We start from the raw sequence: 22,108 nt of genomic DNA on the forward strand, positions 1-22,108 counted from the left end.
GGACGGGTTGGAGTTAGTATAGTGGCTCATTTATATTTTCTTTCATCAAATATACGCGAATGATTTGCTATCTTTTCAATATCCTGTTATGCTAGTAGAGAATTATTTTTGTTCGAAGCAACGGATAGCGTAGATAGCAAAATTTCGTCTAGATGATCCTGAGAGCAAGGATAGTAATATATGTGTGTTACACACTAGGAGGCAATAACAATGGAACAAGGTACAGTAAAATGGTTTAACGCAGAAAAAGGTTTTGGTTTTATCGAGCGCGAAGGTAAAGAAGACGTATTCGTTCACTTCTCTGCTATCCAAGGCGACGGTTTCAAATCCCTTGACGAAGGTCAAAAAGTTACTTTTGACGTAGAACAAGGCCAACGCGGACCACAAGCTACTAACGTTCAAAAAGTTTAATTTAACCAAACACAAAAAACAGACTCCTGTAAGGGTGTCTGTTTTTTTGTTGTCTGAGACACAAATAAAAAACCCTACTCACGTAAATGGAGTAGGGAATGCTACAGAACAGTAAATGGTAGACTCAGTATAACACAGTAAATCGCACTTCTTAAAATTTTTATATTTTCAAATACGGATTATTAAAACCAGCCCTTCCTTTTCCTACATGTTCAACTGACGAACCGTACTGACGAGCCTTTGCAAACCGTCGCGCAGCTGGTGTTCATTCAAATAGGAAAAACTGATGCGTATCCAAGAGCTAAACTCCCGCAGCGGATCACAGATCGCACCGGGCACAAACGTAATCGATTGTTCTATGCATTTCGCCAAAAGACTATCCATCGGGACAGAATCAGGCAGCTTCACCCATAAATTAAAGCCTCCTGGTGGACTGGACCACTCCCAGTCGGTCACAGACAGCTCTTCCTCCATAATATCCCGGCGAATGGCCAATGCAATCCGTAGCTTCGCCAAATGCTGCTGCATCCGTTCGGAGAAGAAATAATGCAAAAAAATTTTTTGATTCAGCAGGGGCGCCCCACTGTCGGACAGTGATTTCGCCTGAATCAAATAATTCATAATAGATGGACGGCATGCCACAGTCGCAATACTCAACCCCGGCCCGATGTACTTGCTAAAGCTGCGCAGATAGATGACATAGCCTGCCGTGTCGTAAGAAAAAAACGGCAGTGGAGGCTCGTCACCGAAGTAAATATCGCGGCACGGATCATCCTCTACGATCAGACACTGATATTTCGCAGCCAGCTCCACCAGCCTCTTCCGTTGTTCAGCGGGAACCGTATAGCCTGTCGGATTGTGAAAGGTCGGATTGAGATAAAACAGGCGTGGTTTTTCTTTTTGCATCAACAGTTCAACCTGCTCCAAATCATAGCCATCCGGCGAAATCTCGATGGAAATCATGTTGGCGCCCTGTCTTCCGAATACATCGATGGCCGGACTGTACGTAGGTCTCTCAATCAACACGACATCACGCGGCTTTACAAGTACTCTGGCAACCAAATCAATCGCTTCCTGCGAACCAGATGTAATCATCAGCTCATCGGGGGACAGGTGAAAATGATTACGGCTAACATAATAGCTGCACAGTGCTTCCCGCAGCTCCTGATCTCCCTGTGTGGTTGAGTAGGTACCCAGCACCTTTGGATACAGATCAAACACTTTCTTCACGTATCCCGAAAAGTAATGATTTGGCAATAAATTCGGTTCGATCAATGCTTTGGAAAATTGATAGGTCGCCTGCACCTGATGAATTTCCGAAAGATGACTCTTGTGCACATAGGCAGAAACGATTGGATCATTCATCGACTCCACTGGCAACAGGCTGCTCGGTTGTACATAATACCCCGACTTATCCTTCACGTACACATGGCGGTTTTGCTTTAATAATTGAAATGCTTTAAAAACCGTCAGGCGATGCACATTCAATTCCAACGCCAACGTTCGAACAGAAGGGAGCTTTTCATGTGCCCTCCACTCATCGCGTCTGATTCGTTCCAGAAGATAGTCATACACTTGTTCGAACAGCTTATCAGAATGACTGTTTGAAAGAACCTTCCTTTTCATGCCGCTCCCCCCTTCCCCCATGATAATGGATGGATCTTTCGTATCTGTTCTATTCTATTTCATCTGTTCTATTCCCTTCCCCTTATGATGAGGAAAAGGGAGGAATCATAATGGTACTGCTTAATTATGTGGTCATGTGCTTGATATTCGGAACGACTTTTCTGGCAATCAAAGTCGGGATCGATGCTGGAGCTCCGCCGTTTTTCTCAGGAGGACTTCGGTTCTTTCTGGCAGGTGTCATTTTGTTTTCATTCATGCTCTGGAAAAAACAGGCGCGTCTCTCGCTGCTGTTTCATAAAGAAATGCTCCTTACCGGTATCGGTTTGACGTTCGGGACATTTGCCCCCTTGTATTGGGCAGAGCAGCATGTAAGTTCAGGAATTGCAGCGATATTATCTGCAACAGGCCCTCTCATGGTGATGCTGCTTCAGACCGGTATTACTCGGCAAAAGCCCCCCGGTATTGCTTTGATGGGTTGCTTGGTTGCCTTTGTCGGTGTCTTTTTGCTGATTTTACCCGGTGTGACCGTCTCATTCAGTCTCCTTTGGCTTACAGGGTGCATCGCAGTCATATTCGGGGAACTCTTTTATTCTGCTGGTGCAGTATACTCCCGGAGCGTCATCCAACGGTTTCAAGATACCTCACCCATCGCTTTGAATGCGGCACAGATGATGTATGGAGGAGCCATGCTGCTTGTCTTATCGTTATTTACGGAGCAAGTGCATATCGAATCGATGCTTACGGCGAATGCGATCCTCCCGCTTCTGTACTTGGTCTTCGTTGGTTCCATGATGGGGCATACCATTTTCTATTGGCTCGTGGCCAAAACCAACCCTGTGTTTCCATCCACATGGCTCTATATCTCTCCGTTGATTGCCTTAAGCTTGGGCGTTATCCTGTACAATGAGCCGCTATATCTCCTGTCTTTAGCAGGGGGAATCACGATTATTGTCGGGATTATCCTGATTAATATGGATGGCTTGAAGCAGTTGATGGGTAAAAAGGCAAACAAGCTACGTGATGTAAGCAATTAGCGAAAGAAAAGGAGTACCACAAGCCAAACTGTGCTTTGTGGTACTCCTCTTTTAAGAATATGGTTATTTCGTATCGTTGATCTGCTCGGTGTTTTGATCAACTCGTCTTTGGATGCCACTTTCTCTGAGGGAATTTCTCATTATTTCGCTTGATTGATTTGTTCCGCCATTTTCAGCAACTCTTCTTCCGTACTCACACTCATCTTGGCTCTCAGGTTATAGTTTACCTTTGTCCCATTTTTCACCCAATCCAATGAGTGTACGGTGTCCCCATTTTCAGGTGCGAAAGTGGAGTACACGGCTTCATTGTCGCCAATCATGACTTTCTCCAAATTCTCCGCAAGTGTACCTCCACTTTTATTGTTGTCACCCAGGATGGAAACTTCTAAGAAAGCACTTCCTTTTTGGCCCTTGTACTCAATCTCTGCATCACGAAGCTTGTCTGATAATGGAATTGGTTGTACCACGTATTCTTTTTTCTTTCTTTCTTGTTCCTCTTTCATCGCTTTCTCATCATACTTGTCACTTGGAAGATAGATCGCTTCACCTGCTACAAACTTGAAATCCGTCCCCATCTCTGCCGGTACCTTGAACAGATGGCCAACCTTTTGTTCCATGTCCTTCCACGTTGTATAGGTAAAAGGCTTGGATCGTACATCTACAAACGGAGTACTGTTTGGATTTGATTCCAACTGAAGTTTTGTCAGCGGCCAATAAATGGCAACCGCTTCGCCAGGTTTTAATCCATTGACGATTTGTTCCCCCGTATCCAACTGTTTAAAAATCTCTGCATTTCGATTCTTGATCTGATCCTTTATGTCAGGGGGGAGCTGTTGCATCTTTTGTTGCTGTTCTTGCATACTCATTTGTTTAAGCTTTAGCACTACTTCACCCTTCTCATTTTTCAACTGGATCATTTCTACTCCCGCCCATACGGAAGACGCTCCGACGAGCATACCTACAGTGACTAGTAAACCTATTTTCTTTTTCACGACTTTTTCCTCCTTGCTTTCCTTGGCACGAATTGCTGCCATGACTTTATGTTTGACATCGACTTTCGGGACTGGCTTCGCTACCAGCATGTCTCTCATGTGCTTAAACGGATTTTTGTCCATCATTCAGCACCCCTCCCATCGTTGGCAAATAACGTTTGCACTTTTTCAAAACGCGTTCGAATTGTTTGCGCAAGGCTGCTGGCTTTTTGTCCATCAGCTCCGATATTTCCTCGTACTCTCTTTCCTCTAGCACACGCAGGAAAATAAGTGTTCGTTCTTCGGCGGACAGCCGTTTCCAGATGCGTTCGATTGGCTCCCCTAAATAATTGCTGTCAATGCTCTCCTCCACATAATTACGTCCATCCTGATCCCGGTTGTACAAAAAGGGCAACACGCGGCTTAATTTCCTGCGCTTTAGCACATTCGCACAATGGTTGTAAGCGATCCGGTACAGCCATGCGGAAAATGACAGTGAGTACGTATACTGGTCAAGATGCTCGTAGGCACGAAACAGGACTTCCTGGACAGCGTCTTCCGCATCTTGGCGATGACCGAGCATGTGATAGCAGTATGTAAAGATCGGTTGTTGATAGTGATCGATAATGAGTTCGTATTGCTCAAGAGAACCCGCTTTTATTTCGATCAGCAGGTGCTCTATCTCTGTTTTTTCCACGGTTTGCCCTCCTCTCACTATGAATAACAACTGGTATCTTTTGTTTGTGACACCTATTTTAGAAATTTTTGGTTCTGCGAATAAAATGAAAAAGGTGTTCCACCCGTCTCGTACGAAAAACCTCGTACCACAGGAAGGAACACCCTTATTCCATGCTTGCATTCATTTGTTTGTCTGTACGCTTGTCGAATGTCTTGATTCTTTCCCGGGAAATCGACAGCACCTGTCGGCTTCTCTTAGAAATGCTCCCCGTTGGCATAATAGCTTTCTTTTTGATAAGCGACAAATGCCATTTCCACTTCTGGGATGCCAAGAGATAGGACATGCTTGGTTACAATCTGGGCAAACTGGTCACGAGCTTCTTGCCCCCGCTCAAACCATGCTACTTCAATAAAAGGAAACGACTCCACGATCTTCCCGCCAAAAACGCCTGTTGTATGCAAGCATTCGATTGTGAAATTGTCTGTACCGCATTGGCAGAGTGCAGCAAGCTCCACTGCAAGCGGTTCGCTAATCGTAGCCATTTGTTCAGCTTGAATGCCTCTAACGATAAGGTGTGGCATGATGATCCCCCCCTGAAAAGTCCATACTTCTATGCTCTATCTTACCGTTCAAGAGGCAAAAAGAGTAGAAAAAACTAGGTCAGGGCTGCGGCGCTTCCATGCTTACCTACTGCCTCTTGCACCCGCAATTCTTTGTTCCCTTGCTGCAATTGATACATTTGATAGTACTTGCCTTGCTTCTCCATCAAGTCTTCATGCTTTCCTCGCTCTACAATTCTGCCTCGATCCAGTACGAGAATTTGATCTGCATTTTTGATCGTAGACAAGCGATGAGCAATGATGAAGGTCGTTCTCCCTTTTTTCAACACCTCAAGCGCATTCTGAATAATGCCCTCTGTTTCCGTGTCAATGCTGGCGGTCGCTTCATCCAGAATGAGGATAGCCGGGTCAAACGCGAGAGCACGCGCAAACGAAATCAACTGACGCTGTCCGAGCGAAAGCGTGCTTCCCTTCTCGATAACGGGTTCATCGAATCCTTGCGGAAGACTGCGGAACAGTTGGTCTGCCCCTACATCACACAAAGCCTTCTCCACTTTTTCCGGCGAAATCGACGGATCATCCAGACTCACATTGGAACGAATCGTTCCTGTAAACAAAAACGGGTCCTGCAAAACAATAGCCATATGCTGACGAAGCTGCTGTTTGGAAAACGACTGCACATTGCGCCCATCAATCATAATCGCTCCTCTGTTTACATCATAGAAACGGAGTAGCAGATTGATAATCGAGCTTTTTCCCGAACCCGTGTGACCAACCAGTGCCACTGTCTCTCCAGGCCAAGCCTCGAACGAAATGTTTTTCAGTACGTATTGGTCGTCTTTGTAGGCAAAGGAAACATCGTCGAAGCGAACATTCCCCTGATAGCACGGAACCTTTGCTGGATCAACGTCGATGCCCTCTTCATCCAGTAGTTCAAACACACGCGACGCCGCGACGAGAGATTGCTCCAGGTTCGCCAATTGGTTAACGATCTGTGTCATCGGCTGGAACAAGCGATTCAAATAATCGACGAATGCGTAGAGGACACCAAGTGAGAGCAGTGTACCTATCCCCAGGGAGGCTCCGCCGAAATACCAGATGAACAAAACAAATGCGATATTACGGATGAACTGAACCAGGTTAAACGAAGCGGTCGCATTGAGCCGCAGCATTTTATTCTGGTAGGTGAACAGTTCTTCATTCAGCTCGCCGAATTCCCGCATCGTTTCCTTTTCCCTGCGAAACGCCTGAATGATCGGCATCCCTTGGATCGACTCGTTAATCATCCCGTTGATGTCACTGATGCGTGCCCGAATGACATGGTTGAATCCAGAGGCGTACTTGCGGTACAAGTAAATCCACACCACCATGATTGGCAAAATGACCAGACAAACGAGCGCGAGTCGTATATCAAGCAAGAACAGCGCTGCGAAAATACCGATTAAATAAATCCCGCTCGTAATAAAGTTGCCGAGCACATTCGTAAACAGCTCACGGATCGCCTCCGTATCGTTTGTGACACGAGCAACCACCTTCCCGGCAGGGAGATGATCGAAATAGTGAATCGGTAATCGTTGGATATGCGCGAACACGTCAATACGCAGTCTCTCGATGACCTGATTCGCTGATTTTTGCCATAAGAACTTTTGTCCATAATGGAAAAGTGAGGCAACTACCAATAATCCGAAATAGAGAGCAGCCAGTTTGAGCAAGCCGCTTGTCTCTGGCCGGAAAAATTCGAATATCTCCTGATTGCTTAAGAGAGTAGCCTGGTACTCATCTCGATCCGCACCTTTGACAATGACGAGCTTCCCATCCTCAACGGAGCGCTGGCCATCATACGAAATCGCCTGATTCAAGAAATAATAGTCGCGCCCCACCTGCAGAACACGAACTTCCCCACCTGTGCTCTCACCAGCTACCAAGTGATCCTGCCTGGTGTAATACTTCCCTTTGTATAACACGGAATTCTCACGCTGTGCCGTCTCATACCAAGGGAATTCAATGCCCATGATGTGCGTATCGATCATTTTTTTCGCCAAAAACGGTCCCGTCAGTTCTGCCCCAACTGAGATAGACAGCATCAATACCGCCAAGAGGATCGTCTTTTTAAAAATGGATGCATAATGGACTAGCCTTTTCCCTGTCGTCATTCATTCACCCGCTTTCTGTCAGCGTCGCTTCAATCTGCTGTTTCTCGAATTGTTCTTTATACCAACCACCCAGCTCCAATAGCTGTGCATGTGTACCTTCCTCGACGATTCGTCCTTCGTCTATGACGAGAATCCAATCTGCATGCTGGACCGCCGATAAGCGATGTGTGGTGATCAGTGTTGTTTTGCCTGCACGCTCCCGGCGAATATTCGTGATCATCTCCGCCTCGGTTTTGCCATCCACCGCCGACATGGCATCGTCGAGAATCAAAATTTCCGGATTGACCAACAGAGCCCGAGCAATCGAAACCCGCTGTTTTTGCCCACCTGAAAGGGCTACACCTTTTTCACCAACAAGCGTTTGCAAGCCTTCAGGCAATAGCTGAACATCCCGAGCAAATGCGGCCTGCTTCAACACTTCCTGTAATTGTTCTTCTGTTGCCTCGTTGTTCCCGAACAGGATGTTTTCGCGGACTGACTTCGAGAACAGAATCTGCTCCTGCGGTACATAGCCGATCCAGCTCTTGATGTTATCCAGACTAATCTGTTCTAGCGCCTCTCCCGAAACACTAATGGCTCCCCGTCCTACCGGATATTCGCGAAGCAGTTGTCGAACCAACGTGGATTTCCCGCTTCCCGTACGCCCGACGATTCCTAGCGTCTGACCCCGCCCAAGGGTAAAGGAGACATCCACTAGTTGGTCAACCTGCGCTGATGGATAGCGGAATGTCACGGAATCGAACCGAATGACTTCAGGTACTGCCACACGAACTGGTTTGTCGTGATCCGTCACATCGGCTTCGTACGCCAAGGTTTCATTGACCCGATCCAGCGAGGCACTTCCTCTTTGCATCACATTAATCAATTCGCCAATCGCAAACATCGGCCAAATGAGCATCCCGAGATAGACGTTGAACGAGACCAGCTCTCCCAAGGTCAGTTCTCTTTGGAACACGAGGTAGCCACCGTAGATCAAGCCGATCATATAACTGATCCCAACCAATATTTTGACAGTCGGCTCAATCAGCGAATCGATTCTCGCTACATCGATATTTTTTTGATACACTTCATGTGTTTTTTGGCGAAAGCGCTCCTGATCCGCCATCTCCTGTACGTAAGCTCGAATCACGCGAACCCCAGAGACGGATTCCAGCACGCGGTCGTTTAGCTCACCGAACGAGGTTTGTGCGGTAGAAAATCGCTCGTGAATTTTTTTCCCATACTGCTTAATGATATAGGCCATGAACGGCAATGGAAGGATCGCCGCTAAGGTCAGCTTCCAACTGATCAAGAAGCCCATCGTCAGCACAATTGCCCCTGTAAAGGATAACGAATCCACCATCGTCAAAATTCCGAAGCCTGTCGTCATCGAGACAGCCTTTAGGTCATTTGTCGCTCGTGCCATCAGATCACCGGTACGATTGCGCTGATAAAACGTTGGCGTCATCCGCAAAAAATGTGTCATGAGCTTCGACCGTAACGTCCGCTCCGCCAAAAACGCTCCCCCAAACAGCTGGCGAATCCAGATAAAATTGACCCAATAAATCGCGACAGACAATACACCGAAAAACAGCAAGATGGATACTAGCCGCTCGCCAGTCAGCGTCCCCAGGTGAATCTCATCAATAGCCACCCCGATGATTTTTGGAGGGATAATCTCCAATAAGCCGCCCAGAATCAATAGCAGAATAGCGACCGTATACCGTTTCCAATGCTCCTTGAAAAACCAATCAAGCTTTGCCAAAACCGAGAACATCCGTATTTCTCCCCTCTCTTTACCCGGCTGGGTGACCTTTTAAAGAGGCCAAAAAAAGACATATCGCCCATGAGCAACATGCCTTTTCCTCAACAAAAATAGAAAAGGCGCAAGTTACGAAAAATGTAACCTACGCCATGTTAACGAGATCAAAAAAACGATACTACGCTCGTATCAATGGTGGGGTTACGTCATGTATGCCCTTGTTTGAATGACCCATGCGTACAATTCTTTTCATGACTAGCCCACCTTTCCATTAATATTTTGAATTTCCAATAAATACATTCTGAACTTTACCATTATTACAGATACATTGTCAACCGCGAAAATACCGCAGGCAGAATTCTGTCAGCATTGATTCGGCTCATGAACAATGGGCAAACGTATCTTTTGTATTTTTGCTTACGAACATTTTTTGGTATGATTATCCTCATGAAGCTTATTCAGGAGGCCATTTATTTTGTTATCATCCAATCAAAAGCGTCGATTGACATCTGTTCAAATCATCGTGTTCGCCTACGTTGGGCTCATCCTGATCTCAGCGTTTCTTCTGTCATTGCCGTTTTTTCACTTACCAGGAGCCTCTCTTTCTTTTATTGACTCTTTGTTTACTGCGGCGAGTGCCATCAGCGTTACCGGGCTGACTGTCATTACGATTCATGAGGTTTTCAACCAGTGGGGGATTTTGTTTCTTACGTTGCTCTTCCAGGTTGGTGGGGTCGGAATCATGACACTCGGCACGTTCATTTGGATCCTCATGGGTCAAAAAATCGGCCTGGAACAGCGCATCTGGATCGCAACAGACCACAACCGCTCCACGCTGTCCGGTCTGGTCGACCTGATGCGCAACATTCTCGTGATTGCGCTCATGATCGAGCTGGTGGGGACCATTCTGTTAGGTAGTCATTTTATTTACGCCGGCTATTACGACGATTGGTACACCGCTTTTTACCACGGTTACTTTGCATCTGTCAGTGCTTTTACGAATGCCGGGTTTGACCTGCACGGAAACTCCATGCTCGACTTTACCCACGATTACGTGTTTCAGACTATCGTGATGATCTTGATTATTTGTGGAGCGATCGGTTTTCCCGTCCTCGTGGAGCTGAGAACGTACTTTTCCTATCGCCGCGCAAAAGTGCGTTTCACCTTTTCCCTCTTCACCAAGATCACGACACTGACGTTCTTTTCCTTGATCGCCATTGGCGCCCTGCTCATTTTCGTTTTTGAACGAAATCACTTTTTGGTCGATAAGTCTTGGCATGAAATGCTGTTCTATTCATTGTTCCACTCCGTCTCCTCGCGAAGCGGCGGCTTGGCTACGATGGATATCAGCCTCTTGTCGACCACAACACTCATCATGCTCTCCGGGATGATGTTCATTGGCGCTTCGCCGAGCAGCGTGGGCGGGGGGATACGGACCACGACGTTCTTCGTCCTGATTGCCTCTGTTTTTGCCAACATGCGTGGCTACAAGGATGTAAAGGTGTTCGGAAGAGAGCTGGTTGATGAGGACATTCAACGCTCCTTTAGTGTCTTTTTCATCGCAATCATCCTGGTGTTCACAGCGGTCATGCTGCTCGTCTGGCTGGAGGATTTACCTTTCCAGTACGTCTTGTTCGAGGTCTGCTCTGCTTTCGGTACGACCGGATTGTCTACTGGGATTACGGCTCAGATGGGCATTGGCGGCAAGCTCATCCTGATTATTACGATGATGATCGGACGTATCGGGATTATCAATTTGCTCCTCTTCTTGAAGCGCAATGACCGAATCGTACGCTACCATTATCCGAAAGAGCGCATCATCATTGGTCAATAAGAGGAAAGGAACCCCCCCAAAGCTATGTAGCCGTTGGGGGATTTTTTTCTAGAATCAGAAAGCTGGCGGAGGACAGGTCTGGATATTTCTGCTCAATTTTTCGCGTAATGGAGAAATCGTTGTACTTTTTCAAGTAACGCAAGATGTCACGATCCTTGATCATGTCGACGATCTGGGGTTCTGTCCCATTTGTTACCTTCGTGTAGAGAATGACATGTTTATTGGCGCAAGAGAAGATGTCATCCAATGTTTTCTCGAAGTCTTCCTCATCAGTAATGTGATACAGCACATCCAGGCATACGACCAGATCACTTTTTAAGTATCCTTGATTGTAAAAGGATTTCGGATGGTATAAAAAAAAGCTTTTCGACGAATCCTTGCCAAACATTCTGGCACACATCTGTACCGAAGTCGGTGAAATGTCCAACCCCACGTAATTTTCATATTTCATAAAGAGAAGTTGATTGCCGTCCCCACAGCCAAATTCAATAACGCTTTTCACTTGCTGCTCCTTGATATATGCATTGATCACTTCTGCTTTAAAAAGAGCCAGCACGCCATAGGAGCCAAGTCCAGAATTGCCACCGGAAGCGTAATTATCCTCCCAGTACTTCCGATAATCAAAAGCGGATTGATTTTCCGTACTCATGGTGAGCTTCCCCACTTTCTCCTACGAAAATAATGTATCGTTGCACATTTTATGCACGTGAACAATTTTCATGAAAAAAAGCTCCGCCAAGTCATGTTGGCGAAGCCTTCCTTGTCATCCCATGTAGAATTAATACGGGCCCCAGTTAATCAATACCCCGATCACGATAAATACGATGGAGAGAACTGTCCATACTGCTGTGAGCGGAAGCATGAACTTCAGCCACTTGCCGTAGGAAATGCCACTCATCGCCAAAATACTCATCAGAACACCTGAGGTTGGGTTAATGCAGTTAACCACACCTTCTCCGAGCATCAGAGCCTCTACTGCGACCTGACGCGTAATGCCCATCAGGTCAGCCAATGGTGCCAGCAGCGGCATCAGCATAACGGCTTCACCTGATCCGGACGAAATCAAGAAGTGCAGTCCGGCGCTTCCGAGGAACATCCCAATCGCCCCTGCCATCGGAGAGAGCGGCTCCAGGATGGTAGCAAGCCCGTACACGATGGTATCGAGGAACTTTCCATCCTCCAAAATGACCGTGACAGAACGTGCCATACCGACGATCAATGCCCCGTAAATCAATCCCTGACAGCCTTTTAAGAACGTTTTGGCGATATCGTTGCCGCTCATCTTGTTAAGCAAGCCTACTCCGATCGCAATAAAAATAAAGATTCCGGACATCTCGTTTACGTCCCATTTGAACAAGATCGTGCAGACGATAAAACCAATCAGAACGATCCCCGTAAACGCCAGGATCAATTTATGACGGGTAGTAAAATCAACATTATTCGTGTCTACTTCCATCGTGGTTGCACCACTATCAGAAGGAAAGAGCTCACCCTCCAGGATACTCTTGTTTTGACGAACCTTACGCGCGTAACGCCCGATGTACAGGATGGTTACGATCACAAATGTAACATAAATGATGGTGCGGTAGCCGATACCTGAAAACAGCGGCAGCTCCGCAATTTGTTGGGACAAGCCCAGCGTTCCTGGGAATGCGATTGTCGTATTGAATCCGGCATACACACCCAGATAAATCAGAGCCACACCGAGGATCGCATCCATTTTCATCGCTCTCGCAATCATGATACCGAGCGGAACAAAAGCAATGACGGAGTTGACGATGACACCCAACGTACCCAATATGGAAAAGACGGAGGTAATCAAAATAACCAGCAGCCACTCTCTATTTCCCAGTTTTCGGACCATGGTCAGAATCGCTGCGTTGAGTGCACCTGTCTTATCCAAAACAGCTAAAGCACCGCCTGTGAACAAAACGAGGAAGATGATCGGTGCGCCTTTGACCATCCCTGTCTGGATCGCGGTAAAAAACTCGATAAAGCCCGTAGGATTCGGCTCGACCGCATGATAGCTACCCGGTACAACCGTCGTCACATTGCCATTTTTCACACGGTCAAATTCTCCTGTCGGGACCACATAGGTAGCCAATGCACATAGAAGTAAGATGCAAAACAAAAGGACATAGGCGTCTAGCCGAAATAAGCTTTTCTTTTTTAGTTGCTTGCTCTCTGTCATAAGGTAACCCCCTGCGTGTGTAGCGCTTCTCTAAGAATGTTGGGCTGCTTCATAAATCGCAGCTGTCATGATTTTTGCCCCATAAATCAAGGCATCTGTCTGAAAAGTCATCTGTGGATGATGCAGAACAGGTGTTAGACCACACCCCAAACCAATCATCGTGGTAGCAAGCTCAGGGCGGTGAATCGCGTAAAAATGGAAGTCCTCTCCACCTGGTGTCACACATATATCGGCAATTTTGTCCTCACCCAGCACTTGCCCAATTGCCTTTTTGGCTACTTGGATCATGTTCCCATTGGCGACCGCAGCCGGTGTGACTCCCGACCATTCCCACTCCACATTCATGCCCATCAAAGCCCCTGTCTGAGCCATGGCATGCTCGGTTTTTCTCCGCAATTCTGCCATGCCTTCATTGGACTGTGCACGTACATCGAGGCTAAAGGTCGCTCGATCAGGGATGACGTTCACCGTTTCTCCCCCTGCCTGCAATTGGGTCATCTTCACGGAAAAAGAGCACCCGTCTTCCAGACGAATGTTTTGCAACGCTTGAACCAAAAACGAAGCGGCTTCGATGACATTTTTTCCGAGCGCCGGACGTGCTCCGTGTGCTTGCAGACCTGTAATCGTCCCTCTGAGAGAGCTAGACGATCCATGCAAAATCGCCGGAGCAGCGCTGCCATACGGGACTTCCATTTCCGGGCGCAGATGGACACCGATCAGCTTTGTCACGCCTTCCAGGGCGCCATCCTTCATCATCTGCAAGGCTCCGCCCATCTTCTCTTCAGCAGGCTGGAATAGAAAGCGCATCGTTTTTGGCGGCACCGCTCCGCTTGCTTGAATAGCCAGGGCACTGTAGAGAGCCAGTGTCGAATGAGCATCGTGTCCGCATGAGTGATTCGGTCTTACTACGCCATCTACTTCCTGCACGAGTGCATCCATATCCGCGCGCAAAGCAACGATTTCAGCACTCTCTCCATGAATCTCCGCATAGAAGCCGTGGTGCCCCTCGAAGCGTGTGACGGCAATACCAGCCGCCTCCAAGCGTTCCCGCAAATATCTCGCCGTTTTCTCCTCGTGCCAGCTCGGCTCCGCCAATTGATGCAAATCTTTGTATGTTCGCACTATTTCGTCGCGATGCTCGTCCAAGTATAAGAACGGATTCATCCGATACATCCTCCTCCTTGATGTCTTTTCTAGTATCTCGTTTAGCTCTACCGGATGTATAGCAAGATTTGTGCCAAAAGCATATTGTTATAAAAGTTAAGCATTTCTGAACAATCCTGGTTTTTTAGGTTATAATATAGGTTGTTTTTAATAGATATCCGCTCCAAAATTTTCACCCAAATCTAAAAGCTATTCGGCAAATATAAAGGAGTCGCATCATGATAAAACAGAACCCATGCATCTTGTTGATGACCCGGCTGGAGACGATCAGCTTGGTGTTTGCAAACACGCTCACGTCTTTTTTCGGCAACCGCTTGAACATCATTCGAAACCATATGCAAGAACGGCTTCACCCGAGTGTGTACGATGCAGTTGACCTCATTCTCGTTTCGGACACCAGTCTCTTGCACGATCAGCCAGCTCTTCCGTCAGACATCCCCGTGCTGCTAGCAAGGCGCACGATTGACATTAACAAGTTGGATCAACTCATGGATTTACCTCCAGGAACACGCTGTCTATTTGTTTCCAACTCCATCGAAATGGTAGACGGCGCGATTGAGCTATTGTTTCATCTCGGATTCTCTCATCTGACTTTTATACCGTACGTACCCGATACCGAGACCCCGCTTCCTGAAAAAGATCAAATAGATGTCGCTGTCTGTCATGGACTCAGGGAGCTGATTCCTGCTCATTTTGAAAACGTCATTGAATTGGGGCACCGCCCTTTGGACTTGACGACGATCTTTGATATTTCGCGCCTGCTTGATCTGTCTCCAGATAAGGCAAACCTGTATACGGCTGACTTCATCAGTGATTTCGTCCATATCGGGCGCAAGCTGACCAATTCGGTACATAATGAGCGGAAGCTGAATGAAAAGCTGAGCTCCATTTTAAATGCTGTTCATGAAGGCATTATTGGGACAGATGCCACAGGGAATATTACTGTGCTAAACAAAGAAGCGGAGAAAATTTTACATATGACTGAAGCAGCTTGCATTGGGCGAAATATAGCGGAGGTCATTCCCGAATTTCATATTCTGGAGGTAGTCGAGTCACACACAGAAGTAACGAAGCAGGTATTGGAGTTCCGCGATTTGTACCTCTTGGTTACCAAGATTCCCACGTTCTTGGATGATCAGTTTCTTGGGGCAGTCATTACCTTTCAGGACGTGACGAAGGTACAACAGATCGAACAGGAAATACGGACGAAGAGTGCCAATCTCGGACTGATGACCAAGTATTCGTTTGACAATATCATCGGCAAAAGCACGTCCATTCAGGCTAACAAGCGTGTGGCGACCAAACTGGCCGAAAGCGACTTTACGATTCTCATTACAGGAGAAAACGGAACGGGGAAGGAAGTTTTTGCCCAAGCCATCCATCACCACTCGACGCGTCGTGACGGTCCGTTCGTCCCCGTCAATTTTGCAGGGCTGACCGAGAGCTTGGTAGAGAGCGAGTTGTTCGGGTACGAGGAAGGTTCTTTTACAGGGGCACGAAAAGGCGGAAAGATGGGGCTATTCGAGCTGGCTCACAACGGGACCATTTTTCTGGACGAGATTGGGGATGCCCCACTCAGCATCCAAGCGGCACTGCTTCGCGTTCTCCAAGAAAAGCAGGTCATGCGTGTAGGGGGCTATCGCGTCATTCCAGTCAATGTCCGCGTCATCGCGGCTACCAATTGCAACTTGATGGAAATGGTCAAAAAAGGGACGTTTCGCGAGGATTTGTACTACAGACTGAACGTCCTGCCGTTGCACATCCAGCCCTTGCGTGATCGTCCAGACGATATTTTGGTGCTGATCGATTATTTCTTGCAGAAGAAAAAGCAGCGTCTGTCCTTCTCCCGTGAAGTAACGGAACAACTACTCCGTTACGATTGGCCAGGCAATATTCGTGAGCTGGAAAATTTCATTCACTATGCAGTCGTTATCGCAGAGGGGAATCAGGTGGAGCTGGCTCATTTGCCGGAGCGTTTTTTTGCCGGGCATGCCTCTACTCCACCACTTCTCTCTCACCGGGATGATACGCTGGAGGATACAATCCGGTATTTGTCCAGGCAAGGCTCCTTGGTAGATTACACAGCGATCCTGCAAGTACTGTCCGATTGCTACAAGCGTCAGGAGCGTACTGGACGCAGTGCCCTGCTCGCGAGAATGAACGGTGGCCCCTCCATGACTGAAGCCCAAATCAGGCACAAGCTGACCATGCTGGACCGCGCTGGGTGTGTCTCGATCGGGGTCAAGAAGCAAGGGACGCAGATTACTGCGTTTGGGCAGCAGGTGTTGGAGGCTTTGCTGATTGCTACGAAGGGGTAATTATTGTTGTCTTCCTACCATTGTGGAGACCGAAGCCCTGCCACATGTTTTCCAGTCGCCTATATCCTCTCTTCGTTCGGGCGGTCTCCTTCCAAACATGTGGCAGGGCTTCTTTATAGCAATGTTATTATTCATCTTTTAAATCGTTTTGTAAGTTAGTGCAAAGGAGCTAACTTGCTACAACTTCTTGAATCACTTTCAAGGTCTTGACCAAAGCCACGTTGGAAGAAGTGCATTTCCAGTCCAAGCGCCTCTGGAGCCCTACCCAGCTTCGGCATAAATGGCGGGGAATTTCAGCTTCACTTATGGAATCCTTCATCGAAACTTCTACGTTTGAAGCGCTCCCGCCATTTATGCCGAAGCGTACAGTCAATCCCCCATGCGGGGCGTAGGTCGAAGCGCAGACTGGAAATGCACTTCTTCCCTCCACTACAGCATCGATACAGCATATGAAAAACAAAAAAGCGGCAAGTTTTTAGCTCCTCCGCTTTTTTCGTGAATCCACTTAGGTAGTCACGATGGACGACTCTATTTTTTCTGGTTGAATCATAGGCAAAATAGGCAGCTCCATCAAATTCCGATGCTTGCCCGGCCCGTAGTAATCCTGCTCAGCATGAGCCAGACGGAAGCCATAGGCAGACAGCGCGCGAATAGAGGATGCGTTCGTTTCACTCACCGTAACCTGCACGGTGCGAAGTGTCGGAAACTGGCGCAGGGCTTGCAGTCTGGCTTCGATTAGCCGCTTGCCGATGCCTTGACCTTGAAACTCCTTGCTCACATTGCTGAACAGAAGCCAGCCAGTCGTGTGATACATATCAATGCCGGCGCAGCTAAAACCGATGAGTTGGCCGTTGTAGGTCGCCTTGAAAATCAGTTCAGGAAACAGCTCCATATACTTTTTCAGCTCATGCAAGTTCATTCGATCGGGTAATGTCATATCTGCCAACGTAATCATTTCAGCAAAATCATCTCTTACGACGCGCTCAATCTGCACTTCCACCCTACCCGCCTCCTGTACATTCGCTCTTACATTTACACTGTAGCAAACGGGTATAAAGCTGGAATGGATGGCGTGTGAAAGTACTGTAAAATTCATTGCGTTCGGCTGAACAAACACCTATAGAAGCGGGATGTAAATAGATACTCTCATCGCCTCAGGAAAGCGTGAACCTCTGACATCTGTCACTTCAAAATCCGGTCCTTCGCCTCTCTCATAATTCGATTGAGGTAACCATGTTCCGTAAATGTAGCGACGTGTGTTTTGCACAAGGTCGGCATCACCCGTCACTTTGAATTCCGCGTATTTTCCGCCAGGCAAGACGAGCGAAATAAAGCCTTCGGACAGTTCATCAGGAACATGATGCACAGCCTCCCCGATCACAAAGGAAAAGCTCCCTTCATCTTCAAATTCGCAGGCGATTCCGTACGACATATCCTCCGCCGCTTTATTCGGAATCCGCAAATAGTCTTGATTACGTCCAAATTCATAATAGAAGCCCGGAATGTCTTTAAAATGCTGCTCATCCTGTAAGCTCGTCCGGAACCTCCGCCCAATGATAGAAATGTCATCCAATGTCGTGATGGTTGGTTTGTTCATCATGATCTCTCCTTTGATCGTTTGGCGAAAGGTCAAAAAGTCCATCTTGGCTAGATAAGGCAGCGAATGATTTTCTTTGCGATATCTTCCAGGTGTAATGCCGAACTGCTTCTCGAAAGCGCGAGTCAATGCTTCCTGCGACTGGTATTGATAGGTCACGGCAATTTCGAGCACATTGTCACTTGTCTGTTTTAGTGCCAGTGCAGCTTCCGACAGTCTGCGCTTGCGAATGTACTCCTGTACACTGAAGCCTGAGATTGCCTGAAACAGACGTTGAAAATGAAACGCAGAGAAATGAGCCCTGGAAGCAATATCTGTGATGTTCATTTCTTCCTGAAGATGCTCTTCGACATAATCAATCGCGTCCTGAATCCGCTTGTACGTGTCCATCTTTGACTTCCTTCACCTATTTTTTCTTTAGTATGCGGGAGATGCCGAGCGTTTTTTTGATCAACTGTGCTATCTTTCAAGCTCATGTGGTCAATCGCTCTACCAATTCGGGCGACAGTTCCTTCTCTTCCTTTTTCCCATCCAGCTGCTGTGTCCAAATCCGCTCATGCAGCATCTCAAAAGCGTATTTTCCCATCAACGTACTGGAGCTGGATACAGTGGTGATCTCTAGTAATTCTCCGATTGGCTGATCATCGCAACCGACTACGGCTAAGTCTTCTGGTATGCGAATCCCCAATCTACTCGCCTCTTTGATGATCCCTGCCGCTATATGATTGCACGATACGATCATTGCTGTCGGCCGCTCTTCTGTTTGCAGCAATTTCCTCACAACATCCTTGCCATCCTGGATCGTTAAACATTCTTCAAATGACCACTCAGGGGAGGGAGTCACGTCAATCGAACGCAGCTTTTCGTAATAGGCACGCTTACGATGCTGACTGTTAAAGCTGTTTTTTCTGCCGATGCAATACCCGATTCGGCGATGCCCCTTCTTCATCAGATACTCCATCCCGATCAGAAACGTTTGATAGTGGTCGATATGAACACTCGAAACAGATGTGGTATCATTTGCTTCACACGTGATGATAGGTCCGTATCCTGCGTATTCATTGAGCGTTTCGCAAGAGCTGGACCTGGAGCACATGATTAGCCCGTCGATTTTTTTATTTTTGAGCAAGTGTAAAACGCTGCGTTCTTGCTCGGGGTTGTTATTCGTTTGGCACACCATCAGCTTGTAATGATGCTGGGCTGCTTCTGCTGCTATGCCTTCGATAATGGAGCTGTAGTATTGGTTGTTGACGAGAGGCAATGTCACACCGATGACCATCGTTTTTCCGGTAGAGAGGTGGACCGCATTACTGTTTTGAACATAATTTTGTTCTTCAATAATCTTGAGAATCTCCGCGCGTTTTTTCTCGTTCACGTACGGATGGTTGTTAAGTACACGGGAAACGGTTGAAACGGATACACCTGCCAATTTCGCGATTTCTCTTATGTTAGCCACTCAGATTACTCCTCGACGTCGGATCAGTACTTATTACATACATCAAAACACATTCCGCTTGCTCTGAAAAGCGTTCCACATCTTATGCTCTCCTTATGTAGAATGAAAGGAGTCGTGTTTTGTGATTCGCTTAAAATTTGAACATCTCTTATTTATCGTAGGCTTATTGATTTTGGCGCTCGGGATCAACATGATGACGACCATTACATCCTTTGGTCTCAGCCCGTATGATTCTCTGTTTATTGCCCTGCATCAGAACTTCGGGATATCGATTGGCTTCTGGATGTTTGCCATTAACCTGACCTTTGTCATCATCGTTCTTTTCATGGATCGCAGTTATATTTCTGTCGGTGCCATTTTGGTTATGGTGCTAATCTCCGTATTTGTCGATTTGATCGGGTCCATCAATGGGCTCATGGCTGCTATCCGTTCATTGCCGCCGCTTCTGACCATGGCACTCGGAAACATTTGCATCGGCAGCGGTATCGGGTTGTATGTGTGTACGCAAGTGTGCACAGCTCCCCAAGAGGCATTTGTACTGGTTATGTCGAAAAGATTAAAGTGGACATTCAGACGGACAGAAATTTTGCTGGCGTGCATGTTTCTTAGCGCAAGCTTCCTGTTAGATGGCCCGATTTATTACGGAACAGTCGTGCTTTCGTTTACGACTGGCTACATTATTCAAGCAGCAATCAACGTCGGGAATAAAATGCTTCGTCTCGCCAATCAAAGGAAGGGGGCGGAGGCATAATAGGAGGAAAGCCTTGAGAATTTTTCGACCAAAAGTTGTGTGTTCACTTGCAGTGAGCCTGTTTCTATTGCTTGGTGGTTGTTCCTCTTCCAGTGGTCTCGTAAAAGCTGGCGGAGATGTTTTTGCCCAGAGCGAAATTCACAGACTGACCCAAGATCCTGAAAACGTGACGCATTACCAGCCGATGAGTATTCAGGAATTGACACCGCTATTGCCTTCGTCTTTCCAAAGCCGTATCAGGTCAATGGATAAAACGAAGCTGCCTTTTCCTGTCGAAAAAGAGATGGCCTATCTCGTCTCATTCTCCCCAGGCTCCGAAAAAGAAACACGATACCAGCTACAGCTGACATACACGCAGAATAACGAAGTCCCTATTACGGAAAACTTCTTCATCTTACGCATGACAGAGACAGATGAAAACCCCTTGGCCCATGTGAAACCATCTGCTTCTGGACTGGATTCGTTTGGGAACGTCATGCGCGTTGAGCCATTGACCGACGAAATCACTTTCTATCACCATATCATCACGACAAACAGCTCTTATGTGTATAACTTTTACAAATATGATGATAAAAATCACGCAGTCAATCTGATCGTCACAAACGCCCATGAGATGGAGTTCTATGATCAAGGAATCTTTTATCATCTCGCGTACCACACTGGAAGCAATCAACTGGACCCTACCCTTCATGATCAGATGGTAGCGCTGGCGAAAGACTTAATTTCTGTCCGTTCCTAAATGAAAAAGAAGGATTCCCCTGTCGCTCATAAGACTGCGAGGCGGAATCCTTTTTTTTATCTCTTGACCTTCACGTGGCGTGAGGCTTTACCATATTTCCCAGTACGATCAAGTAACTGGAGGATGAACGATGCCAAACCACGAACAAATTTATAAAACGCAAGCGGAACAGTACGATTTGATGATTTCCAGACAACCAAGTCTGCTTGCTGTCATCGAAGAAATCACCCCTATCAAAGGACAGGACGTGATCGATCTGGGAGCTGGCTCAGGAAGACTCACCTCTGTGCTTGCCCCTCATGCCAAGTCCATTCTTGCTCTGGATGCTTCCGCCGCTATGCTAGAAGTGAATGCACAACAGCTGACGCATGCCGGTCTTTCCAATTGGAAAACCAGCGTAGCGGATCATCGAAATATTCCCGCGGACGATAACAGTGCGGATGTCATCGTAGCAGGGTGGACGGTTTGCTACCTCACCAGTTCTGAAGTTTCCAACAACGAGCTCAATCTGGAACAGATCATTCTGGAGATGAAACGTGCGCTCCGTCCTGGTGGCATGATCGTCATCATGGAGACGATGGGGACCGGATACGAAACACCTCATCCACCAGAATTTCTTACACAGTATTATTCCTTGTTAGAAAACAAATACGGCTTCTCTCACAAATGGATTCGCTTGGACTACCAATTTGCAGACTTGGAAGAAGCAGAACGGCAAGCAAGGTTTTTCTTCGGTAATGAACTTGCGGACAGAGTCGTTGTGGAGAAGCTAGTGACTTTGCCGGAATGCGCGGGAGTTTGGTGGTTGGAGGTATGATTGCAAAAAAGCCATCCGAGAAGGATGGCTTCTTTTATTCCCTGAAAACTGGATCTGCATGATCAA

General features: G+C 47.1%; 19 protein-coding genes. 7 read left to right on the top strand and 12 right to left on the bottom strand.

Going from position 1 to position 22,108, the window contains the following annotated elements; translation table 11 throughout:
• Positions 1–210 precede the first annotated feature (210 nt).
• Positions 211–411 carry a cold-shock protein gene (locus HP570_RS27840; RefSeq protein ID WP_007721941.1) on the top strand — a complete coding sequence of 67 codons (201 nt, stop codon included), beginning with the start codon at positions 211–213 and terminating at the stop codon, positions 409–411.
• Positions 412–615: 204 nt separating this feature from the next.
• Here the strand turns inward: HP570_RS27840 and HP570_RS27845 are convergent, their stop codons facing one another.
• Positions 616–2,037 (bottom strand): aminotransferase-like domain-containing protein, encoded by a 1,422-nt coding sequence (locus tag HP570_RS27845; protein WP_173627800.1) that lies wholly within the window; start codon positions 2,035–2,037, stop codon positions 616–618.
• Positions 2,038–2,147: 110 nt separating this feature from the next.
• Between HP570_RS27845 and HP570_RS27850 the strand changes: the two genes are divergently transcribed.
• Positions 2,148–3,071 carry a DMT family transporter gene (locus HP570_RS27850; protein ID WP_173627801.1) on the top strand — a complete coding sequence of 308 codons (924 nt, stop codon included), beginning with the start codon at positions 2,148–2,150 and terminating at the stop codon, positions 3,069–3,071.
• 140 nt (positions 3,072–3,211) lie between these two features.
• Here the strand turns inward: HP570_RS27850 and HP570_RS27855 are convergent, their stop codons facing one another.
• The 5 genes from HP570_RS27855 to HP570_RS27875 form a co-directional block, all read right to left on the bottom strand.
• Positions 3,212–4,189: a DUF4367 domain-containing protein gene (locus HP570_RS27855; protein WP_173627802.1), complete on the bottom strand. Its 978-nt coding sequence runs from the start codon at positions 4,187–4,189 to the stop codon at positions 3,212–3,214.
• Positions 4,167–4,739 carry an RNA polymerase sigma factor gene (locus HP570_RS27860; RefSeq protein WP_173627803.1) on the bottom strand — a complete coding sequence of 191 codons (573 nt, stop codon included), beginning with the start codon at positions 4,737–4,739 and terminating at the stop codon, positions 4,167–4,169. The genes HP570_RS27855 and HP570_RS27860 overlap by 23 nt, the downstream gene beginning before the upstream one ends.
• A gap of 236 nt (positions 4,740–4,975) precedes the next feature.
• Positions 4,976–5,302, bottom strand: a complete 327-nt coding sequence (locus HP570_RS27865) for a DUF1904 family protein (RefSeq protein ID WP_173627804.1) — start codon at positions 5,300–5,302, stop codon at positions 4,976–4,978.
• A gap of 74 nt (positions 5,303–5,376) precedes the next feature.
• Positions 5,377–7,434, bottom strand: a complete 2,058-nt coding sequence (locus tag HP570_RS27870) for an ABC transporter ATP-binding protein (protein WP_173627805.1) — start codon at positions 7,432–7,434, stop codon at positions 5,377–5,379.
• A gap of 4 nt (positions 7,435–7,438) precedes the next feature.
• Entirely contained in the window at positions 7,439–9,190 is a 1,752-nt protein-coding gene (locus tag HP570_RS27875) for an ABC transporter ATP-binding protein (protein ID WP_064202382.1), read from the bottom strand.
• Between the two features lie 460 nt (positions 9,191–9,650).
• Here HP570_RS27875 and HP570_RS27880 point away from each other — a divergent pair, with 460 nt between their 5' ends.
• Entirely contained in the window at positions 9,651–11,009 is a 1,359-nt protein-coding gene (locus HP570_RS27880; RefSeq protein WP_173627806.1) for a TrkH family potassium uptake protein, read from the top strand.
• Positions 11,010–11,031: 22 nt separating this feature from the next.
• Here the strand turns inward: HP570_RS27880 and HP570_RS27885 are convergent, their stop codons facing one another.
• The 3 genes from HP570_RS27885 to HP570_RS27895 all read right to left on the bottom strand — a co-directional run bounded on the left by HP570_RS27885 (position 11,032) and on the right by HP570_RS27895 (position 14,364).
• Positions 11,032–11,658: a class I SAM-dependent methyltransferase gene (locus HP570_RS27885; RefSeq protein WP_173627807.1), complete on the bottom strand. Its 627-nt coding sequence runs from the start codon at positions 11,656–11,658 to the stop codon at positions 11,032–11,034.
• Positions 11,659–11,787: 129 nt separating this feature from the next.
• Positions 11,788–13,200: a YfcC family protein gene (locus tag HP570_RS27890; RefSeq protein WP_173627808.1), complete on the bottom strand. Its 1,413-nt coding sequence runs from the start codon at positions 13,198–13,200 to the stop codon at positions 11,788–11,790.
• A 30-nt stretch (positions 13,201–13,230) separates the two neighbouring features.
• On the bottom strand, positions 13,231–14,364 hold the full coding sequence (locus tag HP570_RS27895; protein ID WP_173627809.1) for a M20 peptidase aminoacylase family protein: 1,134 nt from the start codon (positions 14,362–14,364) through the stop codon (positions 13,231–13,233).
• 218 nt (positions 14,365–14,582) lie between these two features.
• Between HP570_RS27895 and HP570_RS27900 the strand changes: the two genes are divergently transcribed.
• On the top strand, positions 14,583–16,682 hold the full coding sequence (locus HP570_RS27900) for a sigma-54 interaction domain-containing protein (RefSeq protein ID WP_173627810.1): 2,100 nt from the start codon (positions 14,583–14,585) through the stop codon (positions 16,680–16,682).
• A 505-nt stretch (positions 16,683–17,187) separates the two neighbouring features.
• Here the strand turns inward: HP570_RS27900 and HP570_RS27905 are convergent.
• The 3 genes from HP570_RS27905 to HP570_RS27915 form a co-directional block, all read right to left on the bottom strand.
• Positions 17,188–17,682 (bottom strand): GNAT family N-acetyltransferase, encoded by a 495-nt coding sequence (locus HP570_RS27905; protein WP_309139217.1) that lies wholly within the window; start codon positions 17,680–17,682, stop codon positions 17,188–17,190.
• Positions 17,683–17,799: 117 nt separating this feature from the next.
• Positions 17,800–18,669: an AraC family transcriptional regulator gene (locus HP570_RS27910; RefSeq protein WP_173627812.1), complete on the bottom strand. Its 870-nt coding sequence runs from the start codon at positions 18,667–18,669 to the stop codon at positions 17,800–17,802.
• An 82-nt stretch (positions 18,670–18,751) separates the two neighbouring features.
• The gene (locus HP570_RS27915) at positions 18,752–19,735 is read right to left on the bottom strand and encodes a LacI family DNA-binding transcriptional regulator (RefSeq protein ID WP_173627813.1); all 984 of its coding nucleotides are present in this window, start codon (positions 19,733–19,735) and stop codon (positions 18,752–18,754) included.
• A gap of 121 nt (positions 19,736–19,856) precedes the next feature.
• On the opposite strand from HP570_RS27915, the gene HP570_RS27920 reads away from it, so the two are divergent.
• The 3 genes from HP570_RS27920 (at position 19,857) to HP570_RS27930 (ending at position 22,042) form a co-directional block, all read left to right on the top strand.
• Positions 19,857–20,486, top strand: a complete 630-nt coding sequence (locus HP570_RS27920) for a YczE/YyaS/YitT family protein (protein ID WP_173627814.1) — start codon at positions 19,857–19,859, stop codon at positions 20,484–20,486.
• Positions 20,487–20,499: 13 nt separating this feature from the next.
• Positions 20,500–21,225, top strand: coding sequence for a hypothetical protein (locus tag HP570_RS27925; protein WP_173627815.1), 726 nt, complete (start codon positions 20,500–20,502; stop codon positions 21,223–21,225).
• A 130-nt stretch (positions 21,226–21,355) separates the two neighbouring features.
• Positions 21,356–22,042 carry a class I SAM-dependent methyltransferase gene (locus HP570_RS27930; RefSeq protein WP_173627817.1) on the top strand — a complete coding sequence of 229 codons (687 nt, stop codon included), beginning with the start codon at positions 21,356–21,358 and terminating at the stop codon, positions 22,040–22,042.
• Positions 22,043–22,108 lie beyond the last annotated feature (66 nt).

The organism is Brevibacillus sp. RS1.1 (assembly GCF_013284365.1).
GTDB lineage: Bacteria > Bacillota > Bacilli > Brevibacillales > Brevibacillaceae > Brevibacillus > Brevibacillus brevis_D.